At 61.8% G+C, this 24862-nt stretch carries 22 protein-coding genes and 1 tRNA gene; 6 read left to right on the forward strand and 17 right to left on the reverse strand.

Annotated elements, in window-relative coordinates:
• From UP06_RS14170 to chpT, 3 genes are all read right to left on the reverse strand, one after another.
• The coding region (locus UP06_RS14170) for a chemotaxis protein CheW (RefSeq protein WP_045003240.1) at positions 1 to 447 on the reverse strand (447 nt) is incomplete at its 3' end.
• Between the two features lie 108 nt (positions 448 to 555).
• Positions 556 to 3345 (reverse strand): hybrid sensor histidine kinase/response regulator, encoded by a 2790-nt coding sequence (locus UP06_RS14175; protein ID WP_045003241.1) that lies wholly within the window; start codon positions 3343 to 3345, stop codon positions 556 to 558.
• Positions 3346 to 3540: 195 nt separating this feature from the next.
• Positions 3541 to 4194, reverse strand: coding sequence for a histidine phosphotransferase ChpT (chpT, locus tag UP06_RS14180; RefSeq protein ID WP_045003242.1), 654 nt, complete (start codon positions 4192 to 4194; stop codon positions 3541 to 3543).
• Between the two features lie 186 nt (positions 4195 to 4380).
• Between chpT and UP06_RS14185 the strand changes: the two genes are divergently transcribed.
• On the forward strand, positions 4381 to 5208 hold the full coding sequence (locus UP06_RS14185) for a 3'(2'),5'-bisphosphate nucleotidase CysQ family protein (RefSeq protein WP_045003244.1): 828 nt from the start codon (positions 4381 to 4383) through the stop codon (positions 5206 to 5208).
• Here the strand turns inward: UP06_RS14185 and UP06_RS14190 are convergent.
• Positions 5202 to 5687 (reverse strand): YHS domain-containing (seleno)protein, encoded by a 486-nt coding sequence (locus UP06_RS14190; RefSeq protein WP_045003246.1) that lies wholly within the window; start codon positions 5685 to 5687, stop codon positions 5202 to 5204. The genes UP06_RS14185 and UP06_RS14190 overlap by 7 nt on opposite strands.
• A gap of 138 nt (positions 5688 to 5825) precedes the next feature.
• Here UP06_RS14190 and UP06_RS14195 point away from each other — a divergent pair, with 138 nt between their 5' ends.
• The 3 genes from UP06_RS14195 to UP06_RS14205 all read left to right on the forward strand — a co-directional run bounded on the left by UP06_RS14195 (position 5826) and on the right by UP06_RS14205 (position 8165).
• Positions 5826 to 6434 (forward strand): DUF1134 domain-containing protein, encoded by a 609-nt coding sequence (locus tag UP06_RS14195; RefSeq protein ID WP_045003247.1) that lies wholly within the window; start codon positions 5826 to 5828, stop codon positions 6432 to 6434.
• A gap of 199 nt (positions 6435 to 6633) precedes the next feature.
• Positions 6634 to 7932, forward strand: coding sequence for a coiled-coil domain-containing protein (locus tag UP06_RS14200; RefSeq protein WP_045003248.1), 1299 nt, complete (start codon positions 6634 to 6636; stop codon positions 7930 to 7932).
• A gap of 158 nt (positions 7933 to 8090) precedes the next feature.
• Positions 8091 to 8165, forward strand: a tRNA-Val gene (locus UP06_RS14205).
• Between the two features lie 30 nt (positions 8166 to 8195).
• Here UP06_RS14205 and UP06_RS14210 read toward each other — a convergent pair.
• Complete coding sequence (locus UP06_RS14210) at positions 8196 to 10346, reverse strand: patatin-like phospholipase domain-containing protein (protein WP_156162969.1); 2151 nt, start codon at positions 10344 to 10346, stop codon at positions 8196 to 8198.
• 909 nt (positions 10347 to 11255) lie between these two features.
• Here UP06_RS14210 and UP06_RS42655 point away from each other — a divergent pair.
• On the forward strand, positions 11256 to 11543 hold the full coding sequence (locus UP06_RS42655; RefSeq protein ID WP_502691561.1) for an integrase arm-type DNA-binding domain-containing protein: 288 nt from the start codon (positions 11256 to 11258) through the stop codon (positions 11541 to 11543).
• Here UP06_RS42655 and UP06_RS14220 read toward each other — a convergent pair.
• The 9 genes from UP06_RS14220 to UP06_RS14260 all read right to left on the reverse strand — a co-directional run bounded on the left by UP06_RS14220 (position 11527) and on the right by UP06_RS14260 (position 20081).
• Complete coding sequence (locus tag UP06_RS14220; protein ID WP_045003251.1) at positions 11527 to 12456, reverse strand: dihydrodipicolinate synthase family protein; 930 nt, start codon at positions 12454 to 12456, stop codon at positions 11527 to 11529. The two genes, UP06_RS42655 and UP06_RS14220, sit on opposite strands and share 17 nt — an antisense overlap.
• A gap of 8 nt (positions 12457 to 12464) precedes the next feature.
• Positions 12465 to 13886, reverse strand: coding sequence for an FAD-binding oxidoreductase (locus UP06_RS14225; protein WP_045003252.1), 1422 nt, complete (start codon positions 13884 to 13886; stop codon positions 12465 to 12467).
• A 74-nt stretch (positions 13887 to 13960) separates the two neighbouring features.
• Entirely contained in the window at positions 13961 to 15433 is a 1473-nt protein-coding gene (gene hydA, locus UP06_RS14230; RefSeq protein ID WP_045003254.1) for a dihydropyrimidinase, read from the reverse strand.
• 14 nt (positions 15434 to 15447) lie between these two features.
• Positions 15448 to 16107, reverse strand: coding sequence for an aspartate/glutamate racemase family protein (locus tag UP06_RS42065; protein ID WP_045003256.1), 660 nt, complete (start codon positions 16105 to 16107; stop codon positions 15448 to 15450).
• Positions 16108 to 16111: 4 nt separating this feature from the next.
• Positions 16112 to 17116, reverse strand: coding sequence for an N-carbamoyl-D-amino-acid hydrolase (locus UP06_RS14240; RefSeq protein ID WP_082081455.1), 1005 nt, complete (start codon positions 17114 to 17116; stop codon positions 16112 to 16114).
• A 24-nt stretch (positions 17117 to 17140) separates the two neighbouring features.
• Complete coding sequence (locus UP06_RS14245; RefSeq protein ID WP_045003258.1) at positions 17141 to 17806, reverse strand: amino acid ABC transporter permease; 666 nt, start codon at positions 17804 to 17806, stop codon at positions 17141 to 17143.
• A complete protein-coding gene (locus UP06_RS14250) occupies positions 17806 to 18480 on the reverse strand; it encodes an amino acid ABC transporter permease (protein WP_045003260.1) in 675 nt (224 codons plus the stop codon). Before UP06_RS14250 ends, UP06_RS14245 begins: the two co-directional genes overlap by 1 nt.
• Before the next feature lie 10 nt (positions 18481 to 18490).
• Positions 18491 to 19234 carry an amino acid ABC transporter ATP-binding protein gene (locus UP06_RS14255; protein WP_045003265.1) on the reverse strand — a complete coding sequence of 248 codons (744 nt, stop codon included), beginning with the start codon at positions 19232 to 19234 and terminating at the stop codon, positions 18491 to 18493.
• 16 nt (positions 19235 to 19250) lie between these two features.
• The gene (locus tag UP06_RS14260) at positions 19251 to 20081 is read right to left on the reverse strand and encodes a transporter substrate-binding domain-containing protein (protein ID WP_045003266.1); all 831 of its coding nucleotides are present in this window, start codon (positions 20079 to 20081) and stop codon (positions 19251 to 19253) included.
• 127 nt (positions 20082 to 20208) lie between these two features.
• Between UP06_RS14260 and UP06_RS14265 the strand changes: the two genes are divergently transcribed.
• Positions 20209 to 21102, forward strand: a complete 894-nt coding sequence (locus tag UP06_RS14265; RefSeq protein WP_045004132.1) for a LysR family transcriptional regulator — start codon at positions 20209 to 20211, stop codon at positions 21100 to 21102.
• A 610-nt stretch (positions 21103 to 21712) separates the two neighbouring features.
• Here the strand turns inward: UP06_RS14265 and UP06_RS41495 are convergent.
• The 3 genes from UP06_RS41495 to UP06_RS14285 form a co-directional block, all read right to left on the reverse strand.
• Positions 21713 to 21916, reverse strand: a complete 204-nt coding sequence (locus UP06_RS41495) for a hypothetical protein (protein ID WP_197087299.1) — start codon at positions 21914 to 21916, stop codon at positions 21713 to 21715.
• A gap of 599 nt (positions 21917 to 22515) precedes the next feature.
• Entirely contained in the window at positions 22516 to 23952 is a 1437-nt protein-coding gene (locus UP06_RS14280) for an NAD-dependent succinate-semialdehyde dehydrogenase (RefSeq protein WP_045003272.1), read from the reverse strand.
• A 34-nt stretch (positions 23953 to 23986) separates the two neighbouring features.
• Positions 23987 to 24751 (reverse strand): SDR family NAD(P)-dependent oxidoreductase, encoded by a 765-nt coding sequence (locus tag UP06_RS14285; protein WP_045003274.1) that lies wholly within the window; start codon positions 24749 to 24751, stop codon positions 23987 to 23989.
• Positions 24752 to 24862 lie beyond the last annotated feature (111 nt).

Here is a 24862-nt window from a genome sequence, read left to right on the forward strand (position 1 = left end):
GAGTTCGAGCACGCGATCGACGTCGAGGACGACCATGAGCTGGCCGTCGAGGCGGTGGACACCGCCGGCGAGCTTGGCCATGCGGGGGTCGAGGTTGACGGGGTTTTCTTCCTTGCCGTCCTCGGACAGACGCAGGACCTCGCCGATCTGGTCGATCAGCAGGCCATAGGATTCACCGCGGAGATCAACGCCGACCGCCATCGGCACCTTGCCGTCCTCGGGCTTGGGCAGGCCGAGCCGGGCGCGCATGTCGACCACGGTGACGATGCGGCCGCGCAGGTTCAACACGCCCGCGATCTCGCGCGAGGACAAGGGAACGCGGGTGACGCGCTCCGGCATGAACACGTCCTGGACCCGGGAGATCGGCAGGCCGAACAGCTGGCCACCGATCATCGCGGTGACGTATTCGACCATGGCGCCTTCGCCCGTCTGCATCTTCTTGCTCATCTTTGCGTCTCCTGATCCGTGACTCTTTGTTTGAGCATGATCTCCGCACAAACGCGTTCCGCGTTTGTCGCGAGGGAAAACCGCTTCACACTTTTCCGGATCATGCTCTCACGCCGCCGCCCGGCTCAGCTCGGAGGCGCCGGCGGCACCCGCGGTCTGTTCCTTCAGCGCCGCGATCAGGCCGGGACGGTCGAACTTGGCGACATAGTCGTGGAAGCCGGCCTGACGGCCGCGCTCGATCGCCGCCGGCGACACCAGCGCCGACAGGCCGATGATCGGCATCGAGCCCAGATTGCTGTCGGAGCGGATCACTTCGGCGAACTCGAACCCGTTCATATCGGGCATCTCGATGTCGGTCAGGACCACGTCGAAGGTCTGCGCGCGCAGCGCGGCCAGGCCCTCCTGCGCGGTCGGCGCGGTGCGGACGCGGTAGCCCGCGGCCTTCAGCACCGGCGCCAGCATGTTGCGGAAGAACGCGCTGTCGTCGACCAGCAGCACCGACTGCGAGTGCAGCGACGGCTTCATCTCCTTGCGGGTGAACCAGTCGGAGAACGCCATCGGCAGGAAGTGGCCGACGTCGATCACTTCGGTGGCCTGGCCCTTGATCACGGCCGAGCCCAGAATGCCCTGGCTGGAGCCGCCGACCTCGATGTTGAGCCGTTCCTCGACGATGTCGATGATCTCGTCGACGACGAGGCCCATGGAGCGGCCGTCATCGGAGAACACCAGGATCGGCTGGGCGCCCTGCGAGGCGATGGTGACGCTCTCCATGGCGACGAGCGGCATCAGCTGCTCGCGGTACTGCACCATGTAGCGGCCGTTACTGAACTCGATCTTGTCCGCGGGCAGCTCTTCCAGGCGTGTGACGAGCCCGAGCGGGACCGCCTTGGGCTGGCTGGAGCCGGCGCGGAACACCAGCAGCGAGGTGGTCTGCTCGCCGGAGCTCGAATGATGCGCGGCGGCTTCATCAGCCATGCCTTGGGCCGAGGAGCCGGAGGCGCCGAGCGCCTTGGCAATGCCGTTGGGGTCGATGATCATGATGACCGCGCCATCGCCCAGGATCGTATTGCCCGAGAACATGTCGATGTGGCGCAGCTTGGTCGACATCGGCTTGACCACGATTTCTTCGGTGTGGAACACGCCGTCGACCACGATGCCAAAGGTCTGGCTGCCGACTTGCGTCACCACGATGAAGCCGTTCTCGGGATCGGAGGCCGCGCCGTCGTCGATCTTGAGCAGCTTCTTGAGGTGGATCAGCGGCAACAGCTTGTTGCGGAGCCTAAGGACCGCGGTGTCCTTGATGCGCTCGATGCGATGCTCGGAGTTGGCGCGGGCACGGACCAGCTCGACGACCGCGAGCTGGGGAATCGCAAAACGGTCGCCGGCGGCTTCCACGATCAGGGCGGAGACAATCGCGAGCGTCAGCGGGATCTTGATGGTGACGGAGGAGCCTTCACCGGCCACCGACTTGATGTCGATGGTGCCGCCGATCTGGTCGATATTGGTGCGGACCACGTCCATGCCGACGCCACGGCCGGAGACCGAGGTGATGGCGGCCGCGGTCGAGAAGCCCGGCGCGAAGATGAACTTGTGGATCTGGGCTTCCGACATCTTCTCGAGCTCAGCCTCGGTGGCGAGACCGGAGGAGATCGCCTTGGCCTTGATCTTGTCGGTGTTCAGCCCGCGGCCGTTGTCGGCGATGCAGATGATGATGTGGCCGCCCTCGTGATAGGCGGACAGCCGGATGGTGCCCTGCTCGCCCTTGCCGCCCGCGAGGCGCTCGGCCGGGGTCTCAAGGCCATGATCGGCGGAGTTGCGCACCATGTGGGTGAGCGGGTCCTTGATCAGGTCGAGCACCTGGCGGTCGAGCTCGGTGTCGGCGCCGTGCATCTCCAGCTCGATCTGCTTGCCGAGTTCGCTCGAGAGATCGCGGACGATACGGGGCAGCTTCTGCCAGGCGTTGCCGATCGGCTGCATGCGCGTCTTCATGACGCCTTCCTGCAGCTCGGCGGTGACGTTGGACAGCCGCTGCAACGGCACCTTGAACTCGGTGTCCTCGTTGCGGCGGGAGATCTCGAGCAGCTGGTTGCGGGTCAGCACCAGCTCGGAGACCATGGTCATCAGGTGCTCCAGCGTATCCACGTTGACGCGGATCGACTGGTTGGCGATGCGGTCGCCTTCGGAGGCGCCCTCTTCAGCCATCGACTTCTTCGGCGCGACCTTTTCCTTGGCCGGTTTTGCCTCTTTGGCGACAGGCGCCGGGGCTTCAGCGGCGGGTGCGGGTTCAGCCTTGGCAACAGGCGCCGGCGCTTCGATTGCGGTCTCGCGGAAGGCGCGCTCGAGATCGTCGAGCGACACTTCGCCCGGACGCAGCGGACGCTCCAGGGTCTGGTCGATCAGCGCGCCTTGGGTCATTTCTTTTGCAGGTGCGGGTGCGGGCGCAGCAGCAACCGGGGCTTCCGGCACCAGCGGCGGGGCTTCAGCGACGGGAGCCGCAGCAGCGGACGCGGCCATTGCCGCCGTGCCCTGCTCGACCATCGCTTCCAGCTTGTCGATGAGATCGCGGTCGGTGCCTTCGGGCTCGGCTTCGGTCGCTTCCAGCCCGGCCAGGATTTCCTTGATGCGGTCGATCGAGGCCAGGATCACCGTCACCGCGCCGGCCGTCACCGGCATGCCGTCACGGAATTTGCTCATCAGCGTCTCGCCGGCATGCGCCAGCGCTTCAAGCCGCGGCAGCCCGAGGAAGCCGCACGTACCCTTGATGGTGTGGACCAGGCGGAAGATGTTATCCAGGATCTTGGCGTTGTTCGGATCCTGCTCGAACTTCACCAGCTGATTGTCGACGGTGTCCAGGCTCTCGCTGGTCTCCGTCAAAAACTCCCGCAACAGATCATCCATGAAAACAGGCCTTCATACAGAGAGGGCACGCACCGTGTGTGATGCGCCATTCAGAATGGGGCCAGCTTCACCGCAAAGCGTTTAATAATGGTTGAGTATGTGCAAAAGAACGGAACCAACAAAGAGATAAGGCGCTCCGGACAAGCCGAAGCGCCTTGTAAAGAATCGGTTAACTGTCTGAGGACGACGGCGCGTTTACGAAGCGGTAATGATGATGGCTTCGCCTTCGGGCTTGAGCGTCACGGTCAGTCCGCAGGCCAGCGCCAGCAGCCGCGTATAGTAAGGCTGGATCGCGTGTGCATCCGCAGCCGGGCCGCGCTCGCCGCTCAGGAGCTCGGCAATATTCTGCGGCAAGCGCGCATTGTGGCCTGCCGCAGTGATGCGGAAGCTCATGGTTTCGCCCTCACCGATCGGATCGACCGTCAGCGTGCCGCCGCGCGGGATCGTATGCTGGGAGACGATCAGCATATTGAGCAGCAGCTTGACGCGATTCTTCGGCAGCAGCAGCCGCGGCAAATTCCACGTGATCGTGCATTTGCCGTCCTCGATTTGACCGCGCGCCATGGTCTGCGCGTCACCGAGGTCGATCTGGGCGCCGGCGGAGCCGGCTGCGCCGAAGGCGAGACGGCAGAACTGCAAGCGGGCGGAGGCCGTCTTGGCGCTCTTGCGAATCAGATCGAGCGCGAATTCGCGGTCCTCGGGCTTGGGATCGTCGTCAAGCACCTCGAGCCCATTGACGATGGCGCCGACCGGGCTGATGAGATCATGGCAGACCCGCGAGCACAGGAGTGCCGCGAGTTCGAGCATATCGGGAGCGGAAGCGGTACCGGGTGACGGAGCGTCAGACATAAAGGGTTCCTGGAATTGCACGGTGCGGACGCGGCGAATCACGCATGCTCGACGGATGCTGCGGGTTCTAACATTCGCCAGCCCGTGGCAGCTAGCTTGCGATAGGTTCGAAGCGGCCATAAAGGTCCAGTCGAATCAATCGGGGCGAATCAACTGAGAGAAACGAGATTTGCCGATGAATGAGGCATGCAGGTGAGGATCATCGACGGCGAGGCTGCATCCCGGTTGATGGCGCCACTCACCGCGCTGGTGGTGCAGGCGGGCGAGGCGATCCTCGCGGTCAACCGCGCGGCGATGCGGGTCGACGGCAAGCAGGACGGCTCGCCGGTCACCGAGGCCGACCTCGCCGCCGACCGAATCATCGCAGACGGCCTGGCCCGGCTTGCGGGCGACGTGCCGTCGCTCTCGGAGGAGCGGTGCCAGCTCGCCTCGCCGCCGTTTCACGACAGTTTCTTCCTGATCGATCCGCTTGACGGCACCAAGGAGTTCGTCGCCGGCCGCGACGAGTTCACCGTCAACCTCGCCCTGGTGACCCAGGGCGTGCCACTGCTCGGCATTGTCAGCGCGCCCGCGCTCGGGCTGCTCTGGCGCGGCATCGTCGGCCGTGGCGCCGAGCGCGTGACCCTGGACGGCCCGACCATCGGCGCCGCCGCGCAGATCCAGACGCGCAGGCTGCCCAAGCAGGGCGACCCCTGGATCGCAGCCGTGAGCCGCTCGCACGGCGACAACAAGAGCGAGGCGTTCATCGACGGTCGGCCCAATGCCATACGAAAGACCTGCGGTTCAGCCGTGAAGTTCGGCCGGATCGCGGAGGGCAGTGCCGACATCTATCCCCGCTTCGGACCAACCTGTGAATGGGACGTCGGCGCCGGCTGCGCCATCGTGACGGCAGCTGGAGGCAGGGTTACCGACGGCAAAGGTGGCGAGCTCAGATTCGGCGAGCTTCGCGATACCGGCTTCATCGTTCCGGAGTTCATCGCCTGGGGCGACCCGGAGGCGATAGGGTCTTACTGACCGAGCTTGTCCTGAAGCGCCGGCCAGCGCTTGCCCACTTCATAGAGGAAGCGTTCCGGATTGGCGGCGAAGGCGTCGCGGTTGTCTTCCCGGCTGAACAGATAGAGCCGCTGCGCCGAGATCACGAAGAAGCGGGGATTGCCGGCGACAACCACGCCGCGGGCGATATCGGCCGGGTCGTAGCCGCCGAATTGCGGCCCGTAGACCTCGGGATGGGCCAGGAAGGACGCCTGGTTGCCCTCGTTGCGAAAGCGCCAGACCGCGCCCCAGAGGTTCGCCTCAAACTGGGCTGTCCCCTGCATGGCGCCGCCATCGACGAAATAGGCCACGGGGTCGAAGCCTTCGATGGCCACACCGCTGAAGCGATTGATGACGATCCGCTCGGTGGTGGCCGCCAGTGCAGGCAAACCCGAGCAGGCAATCCAAATGCCCGCCAGCAGACAGACCAGGCGGCCGATCAAGGCAATTCCGGGGCGCAAAGGGCTATCTTCCTGCCGTTGTGCCGTCATAGTTGCTGCGGATAACATCCGAGTCGAGGGGACATCCGGCGCAACCTAGAGCCGTGCCTGTTGGCATCAGGTTAAGGAAGCGACCGGATTCGATACCAGGGGTTCTTTATGACTTTCGCATCACGCCTTGCCGCAGTGGCGCTTGTAGCGCTGGCTGGCTGGATCGTGCCGGCCTCCGCCCAGACGGCGGCGCCGCCGCCCAACCTGCCGCCGCCGCAGCGGACCCCGTCGCCCAACACCTATGGGCCGGACGAGCTCGTCAACGCCGGCCACCACTTCTTCGGCAATGTCTCGCGCGGGCTCGCCTCGATCATCGAGAAGGCGGTCAGCCAATGGGGCCTGCCGAACGGCTATATCCTGGGCGAGGAAGGCTCCGGCGCCTTCGTCGCCGGCCTGCGCTATGGCGAAGGCACGCTCTACACCAAGAACGCCGGCGACCTGCGCGTCTATTGGCAGGGGCCGTCGCTCGGCTTCGACTGGGGCGGCGATGGCGCGCGCACCATGACGCTGGTCTATAATTTGCCTGCCACCAACGCGATCTACCAGCGCTTCGCCGGCATCGACGGCTCGGCCTACATCATCGGCGGTTTCGGCATGACGGCGCTCACGTCCAACAACATCGTGCTGGTGCCGATCCGCTCAGGCCTCGGCCTGCGGCTCGGAGCCAATATCGGCTACCTCAAATACACGCCGCGAGCGACCTGGAACCCGTTCTAAAGCGCGATCGCGCTTTAGATTGTTGTTTGAGCATGATCTTTCCGGAAAACCGCTGCGCACTTTTCCGGATCATGCTCTAGGGTCCCCTCCTCCGATCCGGTTCCGGATTCACGTTAACAACAGGGCGGGGCTGGCTTTTTGCCGGCCCGCCATGCATTGTTGTTGGTAAATTTTTCCTTAGCTTTCGGAGTTTTGGCCGATGGTCGAACCGATCATGTACCTGGCGATCGGTTTCCTGCTCTCGATGCTGTGCGGGCTTGCGATCGTGCCGCTGGTGCATAACCGCGCGGTGCGCCTGACCACGCGCCGGCTCGAGGCGGCGACCCCGCTGTCGATGGCCGAGATCCAGGCCGACAAGGACCAGCTCCGCGCCGAATTCGCCATGTCGGCACGGCGGCTCGAGATGAGCGTCGACCAGCTCAAGAACAAGACCACGAGCCAGCTTGCCGAGCTCGGCAAGAAGAGCGACGCCATCAACCGCATGAAGATCGAGCTCGGCGAGAAGAACGCCACGATCTTCGCGCTGGAGGCGCGCGAGAAGGCGGTGAAGGAGCAGCTCCGCGCCACCGAAGAGGAATTCAACACCAAGACCGCATCCTTGCGCGAGGCCGAGATTGCGCTGAGCGCCAAGCAGGGCGAGCTCGCAAAAATCAATTCCGAGCTGTCCGACCGCTCGTTGATGGCGGAGAGCCGCCAGGTCGAGCTGGTCGCGGTGCGCGCGCAGATCGAGGAGTTGAAGAATCGCGTCGGCGACGCCGAGAAGGAATTTTCCGCGACGCAGGCGCGGCTGACGCAGGAGCGCTCGGAATCCGAGACCGCCTCGCGCGAGCTTGGCGATGCGCGCGGCCGTGTCGAAAATCTGAGCCAGCGCGTCACCGAGCTCGATCGCCAGCTGATCGTGCAGGTGAAAGAGGCCGAGATGCTGTCGGGCCGCGTCACCGACCTCGAAGGGCGCCTCGCCACCCAGGGCAAGCTGCTCACCGAGCGCGAGTACGAGAACAACCAGCTCCGCCAGACCAATGAGGGCTCTGATCGCACCATCAAGGAGCTGCGCGTCGAGATCGCAGCGCTGAGCGGCGGCAAGTCATCGGCCGCGGTCGAAGCGCTGCGCACGGAGAAGACCGCGCTGGAGGACCAGCTCCGCACCGCGCGCGACGAGCGCGCAAAGCTCCAACGCGACATCAATGCGATCCAGCAGCAGGCGGAGAGCTCCTGGGCAACCGAGCGCATGGAGAACGCGCTGCTGCGCGAGCGCATCAACGACATCGCCGCCGAAGTGGCCAAGCTCGCAATGCAGCTCGAGGGCCCGAACTCGCCGATCGAGGCACTGCTTGCAGCCGAGGCGGGCCAGCCCCCAAGGCCGGCGCCGCGCCCGGCCAATGACGCCGCGACAAATGGAGCGGCGGCAGCCAGCCTCCCCGAGGGCGGCGGAACGCTCGCCGAGCGCATCCGCGCGCTCCAGGCCCATGCCTCCCGCGCCCGCCAGCAGGGTGCGTAAGCGGGCCGAAATCCGGCCTCGCCGCCGAATTCGTCAGTGACAGAAGGTTTTCAGGCCTCAGGGCGCCTGAAAACTTGACAGCTTTGGCCCGCACTTCTAAATCGCGATCTCCAATGTGCCAGCCTGCCGAAAAGTCCGGCCGCCTGCATGATGGTCCCGGGTGCATAGCTCAGCGGGAGAGCGTTCCCTTCACACGGGAGAGGTCCAAGGTTCGATCCCTTGTGCGCCCACCATTAATCCTTTGCAATCAATGATTTAACGAATTAATTCCCCGGAGATGTGCCCCAGAAAAGCTGGGGCACAATAGGGGCACGGTCAGGAGCCGAAAGGAGCCGCTGCAGACGCGCGATTATCCGGCCACCCATCAGCATGCGCTCGCCGTCGATCTGAACTTGCGATCGTTTCGATAGCGTCCATCCGAGGACCGGCGCATGAGCGTAGCGGTCGGCAAGACGGAAGTGACTGAACACTCCGTTGATGGAGGCCACGTAGGTGGATACGAGGCTCGCCGTGAAGGTGCTCTGCGTCGACTGGCCACGCAGGAGCGCGAAAAAGGGCAACCAGATCTGCTTCAGATTGGGCACCTTGCCCGGCGAACCTGCTGAGCCGATCGGCAATGCCGAGATCGAACTGAGACCGTCGCTGAAGAGAAGATTCGATCCGTCATCCAATGTAGGATCGCTGCTGACCTGCACGAAAACAGGGGTCCGAATGAATCGTCGGGTGCCGGGAGGATGGGGTTCACGGTCGTCCTGAATAAGATCGCCGATCTCGCGGAGTACCTCCAGCGCCGAGTTCGATCCAAAGTTCTCGACGTACCCGCCGTCCACGACGGCGTCGTAGAAGCGGCCGGTCCTGTCGTACACGGAGCCCGCCGGCTCGATGAACGGAAAACGCGTGCTGATCCCGATCGCGGCCGACAGAGGCAGCGGCCGGACCTTCGCGACGTTCAGCAGTTGCTCGTTTTCGGTAAGGCCGGCGGCGACTATCCGCTGCCCAGTCAACGCGGAGACTCCGTTAAGAACGAGTACAGGAAAGCGGGAGTTCGCGTCGATCCGATCGAACCGTCGGGAGAGTCCTTCTCCGGCATCGAGCATCGTGTTCCGCCACGCGGTCTCCCATGCTTCCTCCAGAACGGCCGATCGGTCCGGTACCCAAGGCAGGGGCAGAAGGTCGCGGAAGAGAAGTGCGGCCAGCACCGGACCCGTAAAGTCGTGATCCAGGATGGCTTGCCCGCACAGTCGATAGCCCGTGATCGTCTCTCCCGCACGGTTTCGGCACTCGACCAGCTTGCCAAGTCGCGCGTGCTGAAGAAGAGCCCGATACACGCCTGCTCCGAGAGAGCCGCCGGACACGCCGCTGATCATGAACGTGTGCCGGTCAAACGAGGGAAACCGATCCTGGAGGTCGCCCAGAATCGTGGCTGTCCAATACGCCGCCCTCAGACCGCCTCCCGCGGCCGACACGAGAATGATGGGTCGCTGTTCGTCGACCTGGTTCAGGAACTCGTAAGCATAGAGCTTGTTCGTAAGCGGTGCCGGCCCGCGCAGACTCGCCCTGCGGTCATCCTCCTCGACGTTTTCCGACGGCGTCGCGCGTACTTCGGGAAACGACTTGGCGCCGCAATCGGTACATCGGATGGAATGGGAGTCCACCCAGAGACTCACCACCGTTGCCATCCCGATTGAAACCAACGGGATTGCAGCCCACGCGCGGCGCCAGCAAAGCTGGGCGTAGGTGATCGCGATCAGCCAGCACGACGCGGCGAACAGCAGCGTCGCTTCGGGTCCGACGGTCCACGCGAAGCCGATCGGTGCGGAGAAAGCCCATACGAACAGGGCGAGGCCGACGACGCCGAACAACGACCGGCTTCGCAAGGTCCGGACGAGCGCATGCCCGATGCACCATAGATGGCGGCGAGCCCGCGCTTCGACGGAGCGGAGAGCCGCCGGAAAGATCAGGACGCCCAAGGATTGCATCTCGATGATCGGATAAAGACGAATCGGATCATGCGGCAACGTCGCCGCCATGTGCATCGCCCGAACTTCGAAGACCGCTATCACGCCAGCGAAGCCGACCGCGAGCAGCGCCGGCATCGCCGATCGGCGGAACGCGGCGAGGCGGCCCGCCAGCAGAATAGGCCGGGACCTGCATTTCCGGTCGGAACAGTGCCAGATCGTCGCCGAAAACCAGATTATGGCGATCAGCATCCGGATCTGCGCTAGCGGAGATTCGGCGCGGGCCAGGGCCAGTTCTTCCGCCTGCGGCGCGGCTAGGAACGTCACCAAGATGATGGTGATGAACGCGAGGGTCGTGCGCGATCCGTACAGCGTCCTGTGTACTCTCCTCAGGAAAAGCCGCACCGCCGCAGTGACCGCGCCGAGCCACGCGCGGACGATGGCAAACCGGGACAAAGAGCCGTCCCTCCGCCCAGGAGTTTCAAATACCATGTGAGAGACTACGCATCCCGGCGATCATCTGCCAACGCATCTCAACTCGAGCGCACGGGCCGATCCGCACGAGGCGAGCTAACTGCATCAACAGATCCAATCCTGCAGCACTCACGTCCCGAGCACAGTGAATATCTTCTAAGTTATTGATTCTTATTGCTATGGCAGGCGTTTCCGGCACGCTTTGTTCACGTTGGTTTCACCCAATTCGTTGCGATTTCGTTGCGGCGTGACTCTACGAGAACAGGGCTCGCTGAGGCATTGGGATCTTCGGAGGCCCAATGCGTTGGGCCGGAGTCGGAGCAAGCCTGGCGACCAAGCGGGGCCGCCTCGCATGACGTCGTGCCGCGGCTACTTTTAGTGACGCGCCAATGACTGGGAAAATGGACCTTTCTTTCGTCGGTTCGATTCCGGCCAGGGGCACCAACTAGGCTGTTCAAGCCCGTTCCAAAGCGTTCGCAACCGTCCGCGCAATGCTCGGAAGCCCTTGAAAATAGGCACTTCCGCGTACATCGGTGTTCGTCACCGTTTGTTCTCATCCGATCCCAGCCGTCCGATTTGTTGGTATTTTTGTTGGTATCGGGAGAACAAGCGTTCACGGCGACTTTCGCTATTCCGAACGAAGGGAATTGAGCAGATGGCCCGCAAGAACGATGGCGCGCGTACCAACCCCAAGCAGATCAGGACCGACGTCGACTGCCGCGCCGCCCGACCGAAATTCGACAAGGGCGCGTGGAGCCCCGCCAAGATTTCCGACGTGACCAGCGGCGGTCTCTACCTCTACGTCACGCCGGACAAAAGCAGGCCTGGCAACGCTGCATCCAAGCTCTGGCGGATGGGCTACCGCTTCCACAGCCGTAAAAGACCTACTCCATCGGCCCCTACGGCAACGGCAAGGATGGCACGTTCTCGCTCGCAGACGCGCGGCGCGAGCGCGACAAAGCCAAAGATCTGCTCAAGGAAGGCAAAGACCCGAGCACCGAGAAGCAGCTCGACAAGCACAGGCAGGCGGCCGCACGGCCTTTCGCGCAATGGGCCAACGAATGGCTCGCGAAGAAGAAGGTGGAGAAAGTCAAACGCGGCAGGATCGTCGCGGTGCGCGATCCCAAGACCATCGAGGTGCTCGAGCTGCGCGTCGGCTACGTCAGCCAACCTCTTTGAGACGCCGTTCCTGCCGCGTGATGAGCTGTTCAATGTCTGCGATATCGAGTTTCGACAGCGTACCACCGGGCTTTCGTAGAGCACCGGATGCGATCGCCCCACGTTTCGCTAGGATATACTTGCGGATGGCGAGGCCGAAGCCCGGCTGCTGCTCATAACGTGCGAGCGGGAGGTAGGCATCGAATAGGTCATGCGCCCGCTTAACGTTGCCGGCAGCGTGCGCTTTCCAAACGTCGACCATCATCTCCGGATAGGCGAAACCCGTCATGGCGCCGTCGGCACCCCGCGTCAGTTCCTCCGGGAGGAAGATGCCGCCGTTGCCGACAAGAATGGAGATCCGACGATCGCCCTGGTCACTCGCCGCTCGGAGCGCGGTGATCTTTGCCAGGCCCGGCCAGTCCTCGTGCTTGAGCATAACGCAATTGGAGTGTGCGGATACAATCTTGAGGATCACCGAGGGGGTGATTTGGACCTGCGTCGACAGGGGGAAATCCTGCAGGACGAACGGGGTCTTGGACCCGACGGCCTCGGCCGCCTGAGCGTAATACGCGAGGATCTGATCATCTATGCGCAAGGTGGAGGGCGGAGCAATCATGACGCCTGCGGCCCCGTCTCCCATCACACTTTCGGTCAGCTCCCGCATTGCGGCGAAGCCCGGGGCGGAGACACCGACGACGACCGGAACTCGACCGGTCACGCGCGCAAGAACCCGACGAACGAACGTCCGAGACTCCTCCGCCGTCAGTTTCGGAGCCTCTCCCATCATGCCAAGCACAGTGAGACCGGTCGCACCCTTCTCAAGGTAGAAGTCCACGACACGATCGGTGCTTTCGAGATCGAGAGCGCCTGAGTCGCTGAATGGTGTGACGGCGATCACGTATACGCCGGTCGCCTTTTCATTTAGCAAAGCCATGATAATCCTCAATCGTTAGATAGGGGCAGAAGCTTGCCCGGGTTGAGCAGGCCAGCCGGATCGAGCAGGCCTTTCAGCTGACGCATCAGTTCGAGTTCAATCGGCGCTTTGCGTATCGGCATCTCGGAAACTCTCAGCTGCCCGATGCCATGCTCCGCGCTGATCGATCCGCGGCGTTGGCCGATCTCGTCGTGGACGGCGCGGGTGAGGTCGGGCACCAGCGCTGCAAAGTCGGCGTCGGATTGGCCCGGAGCGGGAAGGACGTTGTAGTGGAGGTTCCCGTCGCCGAGATGCCCGAACACAATCGGGCGTGCGCCCGGTGCGGACGCGCCAACGGCGGCGTCAGCGGCGATCACGAAGTCCGCGATAGAGGAGACCGGCATCGAGACGTCGTGCTTGGCAGCCTTGCCTTCTCGTACCAATGCTTCGGACACGCCTTCGCGAATTCGCCAAAAGGCTTTAGCCTGGGTGCCGTCCTGCGCGATCGCAGCGTCAAGAACCAAGCCCTGTTCCACGCATTCCATCAGCCCCGATTCTAACCGTTCGCGAAGCGCGATTTCATCGTTCTGATCTGAGAGCTCGATTAGAACGGCGGCTTGCGGCATTGCAGCCAGCGGCAGCCGGGCGTCATGGATATGTCGGAGAATGAGGGCCAAGCATTCGCCTGTCATGAACTCGAACGCCGTCAACCTGTCACCGCACCGGTCGCGGATCGCTCCAAGCAAGGTCACGGCTGCGTTCGCATCCTCAACCGCAGCGAACGCGGTCGCCCGAGCCAGCGGTCGAGCGAACAGTTTCAGGACCGCGCCTGTGATGATCCCTAGTGTGCCTTCTGAACCGATGAATAGATCGCGTAGAGCGTAGCCGGTGTTGTCCTTGCGTAGCGCAGTGAGCCCATCCCAAATCCGACCATCCGGAAGAACGACTTCCAGGCCGAGGGTCAGCTCACGCATCGTGCCGTAACGCAGAACTGCCACGCCGCCGGCATTGGCGGCGAGATTGCCGCCTATTGTGCAACTGCCTTCGGCGCCGAGGCTAAGAGGGAAAAAGCGTCCCGCGTCCTGTGCGATCTGCTGGACCTTGGCCAACACTACTCCGGCGTCCACTGAAATGGTGTTTCCGACCGGATCGACGTTCCTGACGCGATTCAACCGTTGAAGTGAGATAACAACCGCCTGTCCAGAGTTGTCAGGCGTTGCTCCTCCAGACATGCTCGTGTTGCCACCCTGAGGCACCACCGGTACCCGTCGCGCCGCGCAGGCCCGCATCACGGCCGATACCTCGTCCGTCGAGCCCGGGCGAACCACAGCACGCGCGGTGCCGCGATATTTGCCGAGCCAATCGGTCAGAAAGGGTGCCTGATCCTGCTTCGCGACGAGCACGTTCGCCTCACCGAGCAGCCCGATGAGTTCCTGGGCGACTTCATCCACTGGTTAAACCTCGACTTACTTGTTTCCCTGAACTTGACCAGGTGACACGCAGATCTCCCAATCTATGAGCTCGGTCACAGGAGTGTCGCGCCGAAATTCCGTTCTGGATCCATCTCGGCGACCAACACACCCCTAGGCTCCGCTGCGATGCCGCCCGTCCGCGCCAACCAGCGGCCGGACCCCGGAGAGGCCTTGCATGCTCCGTCAGCGATGATCTCATCCCCGCGGCGAAACACGCGCTCGGGCCATCCCTTGACCACGAAGCCTTCGAAGGGCGTGAATCCAGTTCGGTCATGCATCGCCTCGTGGGTGATCGTCACGGTTTTCTCCGGATCCCAGATCGCCATGTCGGCATCGTAACCTGGCAGGATCGCGCCTTTGCCCGGCAGATTGTAGATCGCCGCCGGCGCTGTCGCGGTCAGTTGCACGAACGCCTCGAGCCCGCGTCCAGCGAATTCAGGGCGTCCCTTCGAAACGAGCGCGTCGAACATGAGCGGCAGGCGCGTCTCAAGACCGGGCAGACCGTTCGCAATCTGCTTAAAGTTAGGGCTTGGTCCCGCGGACAGTTTGCCACTCTCGTCGAAGCGATATGGCGCGTGATCTGACGAGATCGCCTGGATATCGCCAAGCGCGAGAGCTTGCCACAAGGACTGCTGATCGCTCGCCTCGCGCGGCGGAGGCGAGCACATCCACTTCGCACCCTCCATGCCGGGCTTGTCCAAGTCCTCCTTCGTCATAAAGAGGTACTGAGGGCAGGTTTCCGCGAAGACCTTGAGGCCGCGGTCACGAGCGTCGCGAATAACCTTGACGCCTTCGGCCGTGGCGACGTGGAAGATCATGATGGGCTGATCGAGGAGCTCCGCGGCGGCGATCAGCCGATTGAATGCTTCCGGCTCCGACCCCCGCGGATGGCTGATCGAATGATACTTGGGATGCACATACCCCTTCTCGACGAGCTTCTTACCCATCCACGAAATCATCCCGTGGTTCTCGGCGTGCACGCAGACCAGGGCTCGGTTCCGTCGGGCGGTCAGCAACAGGTCAAGCAGAGGTTCATCATCGATCTTCATGAGGTCATAGGTCATGAAGATCTTGATGGACGCATGGCCCTCAGAGATCAGGGCAGGCAGATCAGTCTCGATCGTCTTCCGATCCGGGTTAGCGACAATCAGATGGAAGGCGTAGTCGATCAGCGCTCCACGCTCCGCGAGCACTGAATAGTCAGACACGACTTTGCGCAGGTCGAGACCCCGGTGCTGGGCCGCGAAGGAAATCAGCGTCGTGTTGCCGCCGAAGGCCGCAGAAGTCGTGGCGCTCTCAAACGTGTCAGCGTTCAGCAATCCGCCGGCCGAAACCTGCTCGACATGCGAATGCGTATCGATGCCACCGGGCAGAACGTATTTGCCATGGGCTGAGACTTCGCGCTCGCCAGCTGGTAGGTCAACGCCTATCGCAGCGATCTTTCCGTCGGCGATCGCTACGTCAGCCTTGAAAACTCCCGTGGCAGTGCCGACGGTACCACCGCGAATAACTAGGTCGTAGCCCATAGGGTTTTCCTCCTTCAACGAGCGGCGAGCGTGCCGATCGCCATCGCGACGGCAGCCTGGGTCGGGTCGATCACCGGGATCCCGAGCGCATCCTCTAGTGGCCGACGGTGGCGCGCCATGCCGGCACAGCCCATCACGATGGCGCCGGCGCGGTCTTCGTCGCGCAAGTCGCGCCCGACCGCGATCATGCGGTGGAGCGTGCCTTCGCCCGAGGCACTCTCTGCTACGGACATTTCGAGCGGCCGCTCGCCCGCCAATCGGTCCATCATCCCCATCTGACGTAGATAGCGGATATGGCGCGGAATCGAACGCGACTTGATCGCGATGACGCCGAAGCGATCGGCTCGCGTCAGTGCCGTTAGTACGCCGCATTCGGCGATACCGAAGACAAGGCTCTGCGTGCCCTCGCGTGCGACATGGAGGCCGGGATCCGAATAGCAGGCGATGACGAAGGCATCGACGTCGTTGGCGGACTCGATCCGGCGGCGTAGCGGCAGAGCTACGCTCTCCACATGCTCCTGCGTCTCGATGCCGGCCGGGCCCTCGCGCAGCGTCTCACAGAGGATCTCCGGCCCCTCTGTGAAGGCGAGCGGCGCCAGCGTCTGCCGCAACCCTTCGGTCACCGTCTCGTTGGAATTGGGGTTGATGACGAGGATCCTACCGCGCTTGGCCATGGCCCTAAACTCCTAGCGTATGCGAGTAGCCGTGTTTCAATTCATCGAACGACCGATCGAGCACGCTCTCGCTTTCGGCCGCTTCCGGCGGAGGTATGGCGGGGCCTTGGCTTGCGATGAGGCCGTAATGCTCGACTCGCCGGTGACGGCCAAAATCGAAGATCGTCGCCTTGCCGAAAGCGGTCTCATCGAGATCGCATTCGTGGATGAGCAGCTCATCACGTTCCGTCTTCGCCTCAGCGACGATTTCCCCGTGCGGATTTACGATTAGTGTGCCGCCGATAAGGTGGTGCCCATCCTCGACGCCGGCCTTCGCCACAGCGACGGCCCAGGTCGAGTTCTGGTAGGCCCCCGCCTGAACGCTAAGCCGATGATGGAACAGCCGCTTGTCCGCTCCCTCTGTGCCGGGACGCTGGTTCTGCGAAGGGGTGTTGTAGCCGATTAGCACCATTTCAACCGCCTGAAGGCCAAGAACCCGATAGGTTTCAGGCCACCGGCGGTCATTGCAAATGGCCATCCCAAAGATGCCGCCCATGGTGCGCCAAGCCGGGAATCCGATATCGCCAGGCTCGAAGTAACGCTTCTCCAGGCGCTGGTGCGACGACTCCGGTTCGTATTCCACGTGGCCCGGCAAGTGCACCTTCCGGTACTTGCCTACAATCGTACCGTCCTTGTCGACGAGAATGCTCGTATTGAAGTGCCGCCCTTCAGGCGTCTTCTCGGCATACCCGAACGAGATCGCGACGTTCCGCTCCTTGCCCCGATCAAAAAGCGGCTGCGTCGCAGCATTGGGCACTTCTGTCTCGAACCAACCGTCCGCCGCGGCCCTGTCCTCGTGGTACCACCGCGGAAAGAAAGTCGTGAGAGCCAGCTCTGGATAGACGACCAGATCGGCACCGCCGTCTGTTGCCTGATCGAGCAGAGCGACCATCCGAGTGACAATGGCCTCGCGAGTGTCCGTCTTCTGGTTCGGCCCCATCTGTGCCGCTCCGACGACTACCTTACGCATGGCTATCTCCGCATTGATCACTGCTCATCTCGCCGCGCTGTGTTCGAGCTTGCTCACCAACCTCACGATCGGCCACAGCATGATGAAATAGATTGCGGCCGCGAGGACGAGCGGAGACGTATTGAACGTCAAGGAACGGGCCATATCGGCCGAGTAGAGCATTTCCTGTAGCGAGACTACGCTGGCGAGCGAAGTGAGCTTCACCACCTCTACGGTGTTAGAAATGAGGTCGGGCAAAACGTTCCGGAGGCCTTGCGGCAGCACCACCCAGATGAACGTTTGGTCGGCTCGTAGACCGGTCGAGCGAGCAGCTTCCCACTGGCCCGCCGGAACGCTTTCGATGCCGGCGCGGACGATCTCGCCATAGTAGGCCGCATTGTTGAGAAAGAAGGCGATCGTCACAGCAGCCAGCGGTGACAGCCGGAGACCCAGAAATGGGAGGCCGGAGTAAATGAGGATCAGCAGGACCAGCGGCGGCAACGCTCGCAGCAAATCCACGAAACCGGCGAGGCTCCGGCGCACAACCTTGCTTTTCGAAAGGCTCGCGACGGCGACCAGGATGCCCCCCAGCAGCCCCATCGGAACGACGATCAGGCAAATGAGAAGCGTCGTCTTTAATCCCTGAAGCACGAGCGGCAGGGATTTCAGAATAATGTCGACGTTGAAAAACTGTTGGACGAGAGTTTCCATTAGTGGCGCCTCCAGGCGAAGCGCCCTTCGACCCACCGGCCGAATCCGATCACCGGAATGAAGAGGAGCAGGTAAGCGAAGGCACCCATCATCAATGGTGTCGCGTTGCCGGAAAATGATACGGCTGTGGTCGCCTGATTGATGATCTCCGGCACGCCGATGACGGTACCGAGGGCGGTGTTCTTGGTGATGGCAATCGTGCGGTTGGTCAACGGAGGAATGGATAAGCGAAGCGCCTGCGGGAAGACGACGTAGCTGAGAGCCTGTACTTCCGTCAGTCCGGTAGATCGGGCGGCCTCTCGCTGACCTCTTTTCACGGAGATCAGTCCCGCCCAGATGATTTCTTCCACGAATGCCGTCAAAACGAGAGTTAGGACGAGCCAGAGGACGGCAAAGCTGGAAAACTCAATGCCGATATTGGGCAGGCCGAAGTATACCAGGAGCACAAGGACAAGCGGCGGGACCGAGCGGAATAGGTCGACGAACGCCATCAGTAGCACGGAGAACCACCGTCCGGTCAGCCAGCGCAGCACGGCCAGACCAAACCCCAAGGCGAGGCCGCTTACGATGACGAGGAACGCCACCTCAACCGTGATCACGGCTCCTTTTAGAATGGCCGGCCAAGTTGCGGCGATCTGTGTTGGATTGAAAAACGTCTCGAGGAACCGATCCATGGCCGGTCCCTCAGCGCGCCACGTCTGACACGAACGCCCGCGTACGTTCCTGAGCGTCTGAGCTAAAAATCTGAGCTGGCGGCCCTTGCTCCACCACGACGCCACCTTCCATAAAGACAACCCGGTCAGCCGCCTCGCGAGCGAAGCGCATCTCGTGGCTAACGACGAGCATCGTCATGCCGGCCTCGCGCATATCGCGCATGGTGTTCAGCACGCTGCCAACCAGTTCTGGGTCGAGCGCGGATGTAGGCTCATCGAAAAGCATGAGCTTGGGCTCTAGGGCCAGGGCGCGAGCGATCGCGACGCGTTGCTGCTGTCCACCGGAAAGTTCTGCGGGATGCGCGGCGGCCTTGTGGGCGAGGCCTACGCGCTCCAGCGCGGCCATTGCAATCTCGTTGGCCTCGGCCTTGGACTTTCGCAACGCCTTGCGGAGTGCGAGCGTTACGTTGCCCAAGGCCGACATATGCGGGTACAGGTTGAAGGACTGGAAGACCATCCCCATCCGACGGCGCAACACGTTGATGTCGACCGACGGATCGATGATTTCCTGACCATCGAACTTGATCGAGCCACTCGTCGGCTCCTCAAGGAGGTTGCAGCACCGCAGCAGCGTGCTCTTTCCGGAGCCGGATGGCCCGATGAGGAAAACCAGTTCGCCTTGTGAGAGCGAGACGTCGATACTCTTGAGCACTTCGAGATCGCCGAAGCGCTTGCAGAGGTTACTGATGCTCAGCAATGGCTCGATTTTTTTCATGGGACTTTGATGCGCTTTACTTGCACACGAACTCGTGCTTCGCCGCCTCGTAGCCCGGCATGTTGGGAACCCCGTATCCAGGATCGGGCGTAACCGCCACGGCGCCGGCGGCCGGCTTGATGCCGAACCATTTCTCGTGGAGGGCGGCGAGCGTGCCCTCGACCTTGAGGCATTCGATTGCGTGGTCGAGGTCCTTGCGCATCGCACCGGAGTCCTTGCGAAGCGCGATTGCCCACACCAAGCCCGTGGAGTGCACGAGCGAGGGCTGAATCAGCGGGTTATTCTTCGCGGCCCACTGGATGACGGTGTTGCCCGCGACGTTGGCGTATGCGCGATTGGTGGCGACCGCCTGGATGGCATCCGTCTGCGTCCCGTAGGACTCGACCTTCCAGCCGATTTTTTCTTCCAGCTCGCGCGCCCAGCTATCGTAAGCTGAACCTTTATTGACCGAAATAACCTTCCCGCGAAGATCTTCTAACTTGGTGATCTGCGGAGCTCCCTTCTTCGTAACGAACTGGAAGTCGGTGTTGAGGTAGCCCTCGGTGAACAGCAGGTTTTCCGCCCGCTCCTTGTTCACGGTGACAGGCGCGACGATGAAGTCGTAGGTGCCAGCTTGCAACGCAGGGATGAGCCCGGAGAACTGAGCGGTGTCGACGGTGACGACCTTACCAAGCTTTTTGCCGATGGCTTCGGCGAGGTCGATATTGAAACCCTCCACTCCACCTGACAGTTTCGGCATAGCGTGAGGCGCGAACGTGCCATCAACCGCCGTTTTCAACGTGGATTGTGCGGAAGCGCCTTGGACAAGCAAGAAAGTCAGGCCAGCGGCGGCAATTATTCTGTTCATGACGGGTCCCTTCCTTTCGTTGAGTTAGGCGGCCTTTAGCGGGGCCAAGCAATAGCTTCTCTAAAAAATGTGGCGCTTCACTATAGGGTTTGGTTATACTTGGGTCCGAACCCGTCAGGCGGCCTTCATGCTAAATTTGCGGCAGCTCGAAATTTTCAGAGAAGTCATGCGGTGCCAGACGACGGTCGCCGCAGCGCAGGGCTTGGGCCTTTCGCAACCAACTGTCAGCAACTCCATCAAACACATGGAGGCTCAGCTTGGATTTCAACTTTTCGAGCGGATCGGGAACAGGCTGGTCCCAACGCCGGAAGCCTTGGAGATATTCCAGGACAGCGACCCGATATTCTCGATGGTTCGCTCGTTCTCACGAAAGCTGGCAAGTGTACGCGATACTCGCGTGGGTTCGCTTCGACTTCTCGCCACGCCGCCGATCGCGAATGCGATCGTTCCGACCGCCCTTCGAAAATTCATCAGCGCCCGTCCAGAGGTGCACTTCACCTTCGACGTCCGCCGCACTGAGGGCGTTATCGAGGGCATTGAAAGTGGCTTCGCAGACGTCGGCTTATCGTTAGAGCCCTATGCCCGACCAGGACTTGACTTCGAACTCGTCGGAGCGGGCCAGATGGTCTGCGCCTTTCCGTCCGACCATCCCCTCGCGGCAAAAAGCGAGATCTCACTAAAGATGCTAGAGCCCCACCCCGTCATCGGTTATGAGCCCGGCGCTCGTCTCGGTCTCCTTCTGCAACGAGACTTCTTCGAAAACGGGGCGATGCATCGCGCGATCGAGGTACGCTACAGCAATACCGCATGCCTGCTTGCAGAAAGCGGCTTGGGAGTGGCGTTGGTCGATTCTTTCACAAGCATGTTCGGAGAACGCTACAAACTAGAGGTTCGGCCACTCCAGCCGAGAGTCATTGTCGAGGCGTATGCCGTTTACCAGAAGGCCCGAACGCCTAAGCGCCTCGTTCGGGCGTTCGTCGATCAGCTAAAGATGACATTCGAAGATTGGGCGAACACCTGAGGCGCGCTCGTTCCTGTGCATGTAGTGCGGTTAGGCGGTGGCCCAAGTGGGCTGACTGTCCCACGCCCACAAGGCCTTCGCCGGGTTTTGAATATGCGCTGCTCCCAGATTTTCGCGCTCCTAACGGCGATGGACCCAGACTGACGGGTTGACGAGCCATTCCGGCCGCCGTCCTTCCAGCACATCGATGACCTGTTGGGCGGCCACCACCGCGGTGCGTTGCGCTCAGCAAGAACGGAACGCGCCATCCCTAGGAGAGAAATTGCTGGTCTGTCATCGAACTAATCAGTCCAAGTACAACGGCATTGGCGAGCAGCGTGCCGAAGGGAGAGCCGAGCTAAGCGAAGCTCGTCGCGAAGCCCAGTTTTTTACCCGGCGAATGCTTGCCGAAGAACAGCACGGCGCCCCCACGTATTCGTCAGAAGCGTATCGTAGAGAAACGACGCCGTCGGAACAGCATAACCGCCGCGTCTCCCGGGCAAGAGGAACCAGCCGCTCGCCGGCTGACGAATGCGGGCTGCGCCCGGGAATCCGCACGTGCCGGTACGCTGGCGGCGATGGCCGGTGGAGAAGCCCAGGATCTCGAACGTGCCCGTCCGGCGATCAAGAGCTACGCGAACCGCCTGACCCATATGGGGCCCGTCGGGTCTGGCAGGCTACCAAGGCCTGCAACCAATTGATCAACTTCGTCGGCGTTGCGGCTGTTGCGGAAGCCATCCATCTCGGTATCGGCTTTGGCATCGATATCGAAATGGCTGCCGGAGGCTTTGTCGGGAGCTTTTGCCGACACTCCCCCTAAGCGGATCACGGCCACGACTGATCGCGAGGGAGGCGTGTGCTATCAGCAAATCTCCGCCCGCCCGACAATGGTTGCCTCCGCTTTGCCGCGGAACAAGTAATCCGCAACGAGGCCCGAGCAGCTCTCGCAAGGGCGTTGATGCTGATGCTGCGCGTCAGTCGCAAGCTCTGAGGAACATAACACTGTTAAGATGGTTCTGACGGATAGGTCCCGCGCGATGGGTGCATCGGTTGTGCCAGACGTAGATTCTCCATTGATTTGAAGACGCGCCAACCTCCATATCACCGCAAACGATCACCTTGCGGTCCCCGTCGCTGTAATCCGTCACCTTCCCCGCGTTGTATTCCTGCATTGGGTCATTTTCCTCCAGTCAATTTTTTCACGGCGGCTCGACGCCTCGCTGATTGGCACCAGCGAAATCGCTCGCGAGCAATGTTGCGTTTGTATTCATTCTAGATTATGGGCGAGCAATAGCGCGTTTCTGAAGGAGCGATATGCCGGGCATATCGCGAAGCCGAAAATTCTATATTTAAACGGCTTGCGTGCGGATGTAAAAAAACCTCCCGCGAGAAGGATCTTTAAAACAACTCCGGACCGATCGGTCCGGATGATTGTTACGACGCCGGGCTGCCCTGCGACACGAATTTGGTCGCGAGGTAGGCCTCCACCGCTTCAAGCCCGCCTTCGGAGCCGTAGCCTGAGTCCTTGACGCCGCCGAACGGCAACTCGGGCAATGCCAATCCATAGTGATTGATCGATAGCATGCCGCTTTCGATGCCGGCCGCCAGTGCGGTCGAGGTCTTTACTGAACGCGTATAAGCATAGGACGCGAGGCCATATGGCAAACGGTTGGCTTCCGTCATTACTTCATCGAAATCCTTGAAACGAGACATCAAAGCCACCGGACCGAACGGTTCTTCATTCATGGCGCGCGCGGTCTTCGGCACGTCGGCGAGCACGGTTGGCTCGAAGAAATAGCCCTTGTTCTCGCTTCGCTTGCCGCCGGTCATTGCCCTGGCGCCATTCTTGAGCGCATCGTCGACAAGAGTCCCGATCGCCGCCTGACGACGATCGTTTGCGAGCGGCCCGATGGTCACGCCTTCTTCAAGACCATTCCCCATCTTGAGCGCCTTGGCCTTTGCAACGAACTCATCGACAAACTGGTCATAGACGCCGTCCTGGATCAGGAAGCGCGTGGGTGCGATGCAAACCTGACCAGCGTTGCGGTACTTTCCGCCCGCCAGCACCGTCGCTGCGAATTTCACATCGGCGTCGTTGAACACGATCGCGGGCGCGTGTCCGCCAAGCTCCATGGTTATCCGCTTCATGTGCGCACCGGCCTTCGACGCAAGCTGTTTGCCGACCGGGGTCGATCCTGTGAACGAGACCTTGCGGATCACTGGGTGTGAAATCAGGTAGTCCGAAATCTCCGACGGCACGCCGTAAACCAGATTGACGACGCCTTTCGGTAGGCCGGCGTCGGCCAGCGCGCGAATCAACTCTGCCGGAGACGACGGGGTTTCTTCCGGCGGCTTGATCACCATCGAACAACCTGCTGAGAGCGCTGCGCCAAGCTTGCGCACCGCCTGACTCATAGGGAAATTCCATGGGGTGAACGCCGCAATCGGCCCGACCGGTTCCTTGATCACGAGATTGTAGACGCCCTCGCCGCGCGCCGGAATCATGCGCCCATAAGTGCGGCGGCCTTCTTCAGCGAACCAATCGAGGAAATCGGCGCAGCCCTGAATCTCTATCTTCGCTTCGGCAACGGGTTTTCCTTGTTCGAGAGTCATCATGATCGCAATTGGATCAACGCGTTGACGCAGCAGGTCCCCAGCTTTGCGCAAGATACCGGAGCGATCAAGCGGCGACATCTTGCGCCAGACCTTGAAGCCGCGCGCCGCGGCGTTCACCGCAAGTTCAAGGTCCTCGCGTTGAGCATGGGCGACCTCACCGATCCTCTCTTCGGTCGCCGGGTTCACGACCGGGATCGTCTTCCCGGACAGACTGTCGCACCATTCGCCGTCGATGAAGAGCTGAACTTTTGACACATGACTTCTCCCTATGCCGTTTCTTGAATTTCGGTCAGTGCATAACCGAGCCACCATCGACCACCAAAGTCTGACCGGTGACAAAATTACTGTCTTTTGAGGCAAAGAAAAGCAACGCGCCAATAAGATCATCAGGCATCGATTCCCGCTTGATCGCCCGGGTTGAAACGATGGATGCGGCGACGCCCTGCCAATCCGGATGGGACTGAACGTTGCTGCTCATCACCAATCCCGGCGCGATCGCATTCACGCAGATATTGCTGTCCCCGAGTTCCCGCGCGATCGCACGGGTCAGTGCCATCACCGCACCTTTCGACGTTACGTAGTGCAGCAGATAGGGACTGCCCTTGAAGACGGTGCCGGACGAGATGTTGATGATATTTCCCCCGTCGGTCTTCTTCATGGCAGGAACAGCGGCAGTAATCGCCTGCCAGACGCCGCGCACATTAACGGCCATGACACGATCCCATTCCTCGGGTGTGATGTCCGCAAAACCCTGCATTTTGAGCGATCCGAACATACCGGCGTTATTCACCAGCACATCGAGACGACCAAATCTGGAAACCGTGTGCTCCACCATCGCGTCAAGCGAGGCCTGACTGGACACATCGGCCACCACCGCGGACGCTTCTCCGCCGGCTTCGGTGAGTTGCCTCAACGTCTCCTCCGGCATCGTGATGTCCGATACGCAAACCTTTGCACCGGCCGCGGCGAGCGCCAGCGCATAAGTCCGTCCGATGCCCTGGGCTGCACCGGTCACGATGGCAACCCTGTTTTCAAGCCGGTTCGATGTCGTCATTTACGATCCTTTTGAGATGGTCGGATTGGATATCCGGTCCCGGGGGGGCGGCCGCGTGGATCAAAACCGAATAGCCGGCGGCCCGCAAAGGTATCCCGGATAGTGAGACGG

Source organism: Bradyrhizobium sp. LTSP857 (assembly GCF_000938285.1).
In the GTDB taxonomy this organism is placed as follows: Bacteria; Pseudomonadota; Alphaproteobacteria; order Rhizobiales; family Xanthobacteraceae; genus Bradyrhizobium.

Coding starts and splice junctions, on each gene's coding strand:
- UP06_RS14175 (WP_045003241.1), bottom strand. CDS start 3,345: ATGGATGATCTGTTGCGGGAGTTTTTGACGGAGACCAGCGAGAGCCTG.
- chpT (WP_045003242.1), bottom strand. CDS start 4,194: ATGTCTGACGCTCCGTCACCCGGTACCGCTTCCGCTCCCGATATGCTC.
- UP06_RS14185 (WP_045003244.1), top strand. CDS start 4,381: ATGCAGGTGAGGATCATCGACGGCGAGGCTGCATCCCGGTTGATGGCG.
- UP06_RS14195 (WP_045003247.1), top strand. CDS start 5,826: ATGACTTTCGCATCACGCCTTGCCGCAGTGGCGCTTGTAGCGCTGGCT.
- UP06_RS14200 (WP_045003248.1), top strand. CDS start 6,634: ATGGTCGAACCGATCATGTACCTGGCGATCGGTTTCCTGCTCTCGATG.
- UP06_RS14220 (WP_045003251.1), bottom strand. CDS start 12,456: ATGGCTTTGCTAAATGAAAAGGCGACCGGCGTATACGTGATCGCCGTC.
- hydA (WP_045003254.1), bottom strand. CDS start 15,433: ATGGGCTACGACCTAGTTATTCGCGGTGGTACCGTCGGCACTGCCACG.
- UP06_RS42065 (WP_045003256.1), bottom strand. CDS start 16,107: ATGGCCAAGCGCGGTAGGATCCTCGTCATCAACCCCAATTCCAACGAG.
- UP06_RS14240 (WP_082081455.1), bottom strand. CDS start 17,116: ATGCGTAAGGTAGTCGTCGGAGCGGCACAGATGGGGCCGAACCAGAAG.
- UP06_RS14245 (WP_045003258.1), bottom strand. CDS start 17,806: ATGGAAACTCTCGTCCAACAGTTTTTCAACGTCGACATTATTCTGAAA.
- UP06_RS14250 (WP_045003260.1), bottom strand. CDS start 18,480: ATGGATCGGTTCCTCGAGACGTTTTTCAATCCAACACAGATCGCCGCA.
- UP06_RS14255 (WP_045003265.1), bottom strand. CDS start 19,234: ATGAAAAAAATCGAGCCATTGCTGAGCATCAGTAACCTCTGCAAGCGC.
- UP06_RS14260 (WP_045003266.1), bottom strand. CDS start 20,081: ATGAACAGAATAATTGCCGCCGCTGGCCTGACTTTCTTGCTTGTCCAA.
- UP06_RS14265 (WP_045004132.1), top strand. CDS start 20,209: ATGCTAAATTTGCGGCAGCTCGAAATTTTCAGAGAAGTCATGCGGTGC.
- UP06_RS14285 (WP_045003274.1), bottom strand. CDS start 24,751: ATGACGACATCGAACCGGCTTGAAAACAGGGTTGCCATCGTGACCGGT.